Consider the following 5,204-nt stretch of genomic DNA (forward strand, 5'->3'; position numbering starts at 1 on the left):
TCGTCGAACTGGCTTGCGCTGCGGCCCAGGTGATCGAGGTTGAACCACTCGATGAACTGGGCGCGCGAGAAGATCTCGTCGTCACCGTGGCTCCAGCCCAGGCGAGCCAGGTAGTTGACGATGGCGTCGGCCAGGTAGCCTTCGTCGCGGTACTGCGTGACGGCCTTGGCGCCATGGCGCTTGGACATCTTGGAGACGTGCTTCTCGCCGTGCTCGTCCACCGTTTCGGTCATCACGGTGGGCAGGTGGGCGTACACAGGCGGCTCTTGGCCGAGGGCGCGCAGGATGTTGATCTGGCGCGGGGTGTTGTTGACATGGTCGTCACCGCGGATGACGTGGGTGATGCCCATGTCCATGTCGTCGACCACGACGCAGAAGTTGTAGGTGGGCGTGCCGACGATGCTGTCCGAGCCTTCTGCTGCCGGGCGCGCGATCACCAGGTCATCGAGCTCGTCGTTGCTGATCTCGATGCGGCCCTTGACCTTGTCTTCCCACACGACGCTGCCGCTTTGAGGGTTCTTGAAACGCAGAACGGGCTTCACACCAGCGGGCACGGGCGGCAGGGTCTTGCCGGGCTCGGGCCGCCAGGTGCCGTCGTAGCGGGGCTTTTCCTTGTTGGCCATCTGCTTTTCGCGCAGGGCATCGAGTTCGGCCGAGCTCATGTAGCAGGGGTAGATCAGCCCCTTGTCCAGCATCTGCTGCACGACCTCTTTGTAGCGGTCCATGCGCTGCATTTGGTAGAACGGGCCTTCGTCGTGGTTCAGGCCCAGCCACTGCATGCCGTCAAGGATGACGTCGACGGCGGCCTGCGAGGAACGCTCCTCGTCGGTGTCTTCGATGCGCAGGATGAAAACGCCCTTGTTGGCGCGCGCGAAGGCCCAGGGGTAAAGGGCCGAGCGGATGTTGCCCAGGTGGATGAAGCCGGTGGGCGACGGGGCAAAGCGGGTGCGGACTTGGGACATGTGGGGATCGGTCGATCTTCAGGCGCCGTTCAGGCGTTCAGGGTGTCGAGACCACGGGCGAGGTCGGCCGTGAGGTCGTCGATGTGTTCCAGGCCCACGGCCACGCGGATCATGCCCTGCGTGATGCCGGCGGCCAGGCGTTGGTCTTCGGTCAGGCGCCCGTGCGAGGTGCTCGACGGGTGCGTGACGAGGGTCTTGGTGTCACCCAGGTTGGAGGTGATGGAGCACAGCCGGGTGTGGTCGATCACGTGGAAGGCGGCTTGGCGCAGGCGCTTGGCGTCATCGCTCAGCACCGCGGGCGCAGGCACGGTGATGGCGCCCTGCGCGGGCTTGGTGGTGAAGGACACCACCGCGCCACCGCAACCGTTTTGCTGCTTCATGGCCAGCGCATGTTGCGGGTGGCTCGGCAGGCCGGGGTAGTAGACCTGGTCAACCTGCGGCTGCTGCTCCAACCACTGAGCCAGCGTCAAGGCATTGGCACTTTGCGCGGCCATGCGGATGGACAGCGTCTCCAGGCCCTTGAGCACGACCCAGGCGTTGAAGGGCGCCAGCGTCATGCCTGCGCCGCGCAACGTGCTCATCAGCGGGCCATTGATGATGGCGTCGGGGCCGCAAACAGCACCGGCCAGCACGCGGCCTTGACCATCGAGGTACTTGGTGCCGGAGTGGATGATCAGGTCGGCGCCCAGGTCGACAGGCTTTTGCAGCGCAGGCGTGCAAAAGCAGTTGTCCACGGCCAGCAAGGCACCGTCGGCGTGCGCGATCTCGGCCAGCGCAGCGATGTCGCAGACCTCGGTCAACGGGTTGCTGGGCGTTTCGGCAAAGAACAGCTTGGTGTTGGGCTTGACCGCCGCACGCCAGGCACCGACATCGGTCTGCGACACGAAGGTGGTCTCGATGCCGAACTTGCCGAACTGCGTCTGCAGCAGCGTGATGGTCGAGCCGAACACGCTTTGCGAACACACGATGTGGTCGCCCGACTTGAGCAGGCCCATGACCAGCAGCAAGATGGCGCTCATGCCGCTGGACGTGGCGATGGCAGCCTCGGTGCCCTCGAGCGCGGCCAGGCGGCGCTCGAACATCATCGTGGTGGGGTTGGTGAAGCGCGTGTAGACGAAGGCTTCTTCTTCGTTGGCAAAGCGCGCGGCGGCCGTGGCCGCATCGGGGTGGTTGAAGCTGCTGGTCAGGAACAGCGCTTCGGAGTTCTCACCCCATTGCGTGGGCGGCAGGCCCTCGCGCACAGACAGCGTCTCGATGCGGGCATCGGGCGGCAGGTCTTTGCGGGGCAGGCGCTTCTTGTCGTCGGTCTGGTTGTCGGACTTGGCCATGCGGCCTCCTCTGAACCCGGCCTGCTCACGCAAGCCAGGGCCTGTTCAAGGTTCTCACTCGTCGCTGTGACTTTGCAGGGCCAGGCGTGAGTTGATGGCTTCTTCTTCGCCTTTTTGCGTCAGGCGTTGCGACTGGATGGCGGCGAAATCTTCGGCGCTGACGTCACCCGTGATGTAGGTGCCGTCAAAGCACGAGGCCTCGAAACCCTGGATCTTGGGGTTGAGCCTGCCGACCACCTTCTTCATCGCATCGACATCCTGATAGATCAGGGCATCGCAGCCGATGATCTGGCGCACCTCTTCCAGCGAGCGGCCATGGGCCACGAGTTCGCTCTTGGTGGGCATGTCGATGCCGTAGACGTTGGGGAAGCGCACCGGCGGCGCGGCCGAAGCCAGGTAGACCTTGTTGGCACCGGCTTCGCGGGCCATCTGCACGATTTCCTTGGAGGTGGTGCCGCGCACGATGGAGTCATCGACCAGCAGCACGTTGCGGCCCTTGAACTCCAGGCCGATGGCGTTGAGCTTCTGGCGCACGGACTTCTTGCGCGCGCCCTGCCCCGGCATGATGAAGGTGCGGCCCACGTAGCGGTTCTTGACGAAGCCTTCGCGGTAGGGCTTGCCGAGCTTCTGGGCCAGCTGCATGGCCGAGGGGCAGCTCGATTCGGGAATGGGGATGACCACGTCGATCTCGGACGGGGGCATGGTCGAGATGACGCGCTGAGCCAGGGTCTCGCCCATGTTCAGGCGAGCCTGGTAGACCGATACGCCGTCGATGGTGGAGTCGGGGCGAGCCAGGTAGAAGTATTCGAACATGCAGGGGTTGAGCACGGCCTTCTCGGCACATTGCTCCGCGTGCACCACGCCGTCGAGGTCGATGAACAGGGCTTCGCCAGGGGCGACGTCACGAACGAACTTGTGGCTGGTGCCTTCCAGCGCCACCGACTCGCTGGCCACCATGACCTCGCGGCCCTCGGGCAGGTCGGCCTCACCGTAGCACATCGGACGGATGCCGAAGGGGTCGCGGAAGGCCACCAGGCCATAGCCTGCGATCAGGCAGATCACGGCATAGGAGCCCTTGATGCGCTTGTTGACAGCTCGCACCGCCTTGAAGACGGCAGCCGGGGTCAGCGGCAGGTCGCGGCCCGCCAGCTCCAGCTCATGCGCGAACACGTTGAGCAGCACCTCGGTGTCGCTGTCGGTGTTGAGGTGGCGGCGGTCGATGTCGAACAGCTCTTTGCGCAGATCGTGTGCGTTGGTCAGGTTGCCGTTGTGCACCAGCACCAGGCCGAAAGGCGCGTTGACGTAGAAGGGCTGGGCCTCTTCTTCGTTGAAGGCGTTGCCGGCGGTCGGGTAACGCACCTGGCCCAGGCCCACGGTGCCGGGCAGCGCACGCATGTTGCGGGTGCGGAAGACGTCCTTGACCATGCCGCGCGCCTTGTGCATGAAGAACTTGCGGCCGTGCGCGTCGGGGCCGGCGGTCACGATGCCGGCGGCGTCCTGTCCACGGTGCTGCAGCAGCAGCAGCGCGTCATAGATCAGCTGGTTGACGGGCGTCTTCGAAATCACACCCACGATGCCGCACATGGTTCACCTCACACCGGACCTGAGCCCGGAAAAACAAATGTCAAAAAAACTCAGTCCGTCGCCATCAAGGCATCGAGGGCGCCGGCAGGAATTGGACCACCTCGGGAGGCAGGATGGGGCGAAGCCCCTGCAGAACGGTGCCCAGCCAGGCCACGCCCCGTGAAGCGCGCCACGAATCGGCTTGCGCCACCGGCGTCATGCTCACGAGCACGTACACGGCGAGGGCCGCCAGCAGCCCCCTCAGCAGGCCGAAAACAGCCCCCAGCAAACGATCTGATCCGCCCAGACCCGAGGCCTGGATGAGCTTCGAGATGCCCCAGGACAGCAGCGCCCAGGCCAGCCAGGCTCCCACAAACGCCAGCACCATGCCCGACAGCAGGTTGAGCTGGTCGCCCGGTTGGCCCACAGGCACGTGGCGGGCGACATCGGCGCCCAGGAAACGAGCCGCCAACCAGGCCACGACCCAGCCCATGAGGGCCAGCAACTCGGTCACCAGGCCGCGCCAGGCGCCCAGCACAACCGACCCCAGCAAACCAGCCAGCAAGGCGATGTCCAACCAGGTCCAGGCCGGGCCGGACGACAAGGTGGTGATGGGGGTGATGCCCTCCACGGTGCAGCTCGCCTTTCCCGCTTCAGAGCGTCAGGACGTTGCCATTGAGCCCGCCCTTGCGCAGGGTGGCCAGGGCCTTGTCGGCCTCGGCCTTGTCGGCAAAGGGGCCCAGGCGCACGCGGATGCGTTTGCCTTGCGGGGTGTCCACCTGCTGAGCGTAGGTCTTCAGACCCATGCGCTCGGCCTTCTGGCGGGCCTCGCGGGCAGCGTTGACGTCGGCAAAGGCTCCGAACTGCACAACATAGCGGGCATCGCTTGCCTTGGAGTCGGGCTTTTTGTCGGCGGCTTTTTCAGGCGGCTTGACAGCTGTTTTTGCGGGCTTGTCAGGGGCCTTATCCGGCACCTTGGCAGCGGATTTGTCGGCAGGCTTCGCGGCCGCCTTGTCCGGCTGACGGGTGATTTCAGCGGGTGAGACCTTGGGCGCAGCCTTCGCGCCGTCATCGGCGCGGCCCTCTTCACGCGAACCGGCTTGCGCATCCGCCTGAGCCTTGGCGGGCGACTGCGTGTTGGCACCCGGCGCATCTGGCGTGTCAACGGGCGGCGTGATGTTGACCACACGAGCCTCTCGCGATTGATGCTGTGACTGCGCCTGCGCCACCCGGCCACTGGTGGCCCGGGGCGATGCCTCGGCATCGGCTGAGGCGTGCGGCCCGGCCTGCACGATGCGGACATCGGGCGACATCGGTCGCGGTTGCGTCTCGAACAGCCATGGCAAGCCCA

At 65.5% G+C, this 5,204-nt stretch carries 5 protein-coding genes; all 5 read right to left on the bottom strand.

The features are described from left to right. The coding region (gltX, locus tag B2W70_RS00150; RefSeq protein WP_286741878.1) for a glutamate--tRNA ligase at nucleotides 1-962 on the bottom strand (962 nt) is incomplete at its 3' end. A gap of 29 nt (nucleotides 963-991) precedes the next feature. Continuing rightward, nucleotides 992-2,290, bottom strand: a complete 1,299-nt coding sequence (locus tag B2W70_RS00155) for an O-succinylhomoserine sulfhydrylase (protein WP_286741879.1) — start codon at nucleotides 2,288-2,290, stop codon at nucleotides 992-994. A gap of 54 nt (nucleotides 2,291-2,344) precedes the next feature. Next, nucleotides 2,345-3,874, bottom strand: a complete 1,530-nt coding sequence (gene purF / locus B2W70_RS00160; protein ID WP_286741881.1) for an amidophosphoribosyltransferase — start codon at nucleotides 3,872-3,874, stop codon at nucleotides 2,345-2,347. A gap of 64 nt (nucleotides 3,875-3,938) precedes the next feature. Continuing rightward, entirely contained in the window at nucleotides 3,939-4,484 is a 546-nt protein-coding gene (locus tag B2W70_RS00165; RefSeq protein WP_286741883.1) for a CvpA family protein, read from the bottom strand. A 22-nt stretch (nucleotides 4,485-4,506) separates the two neighbouring features. Continuing rightward, the coding region (locus B2W70_RS00170) for an SPOR domain-containing protein (RefSeq protein WP_286741884.1) at nucleotides 4,507-5,204 on the bottom strand (698 nt) is incomplete at its 5' end.

The organism is Aquabacterium sp. UBA2148 (assembly GCF_002328915.1).
Classification (GTDB): domain Bacteria; phylum Pseudomonadota; class Gammaproteobacteria; order Burkholderiales; family Burkholderiaceae_C; genus Aquabacterium; species Aquabacterium parvum.

Bases quoted from the DNA above. Each gene is read 5' to 3' on its own strand.
- B2W70_RS00155 (WP_286741879.1), bottom strand. From the start codon at position 2,290: ATGGCCAAGTCCGACAACCAGACCGACGACAAGAAGCGCCTGCCCCGC.
- purF (WP_286741881.1), bottom strand. From the start codon at position 3,874: ATGTGCGGCATCGTGGGTGTGATTTCGAAGACGCCCGTCAACCAGCTG.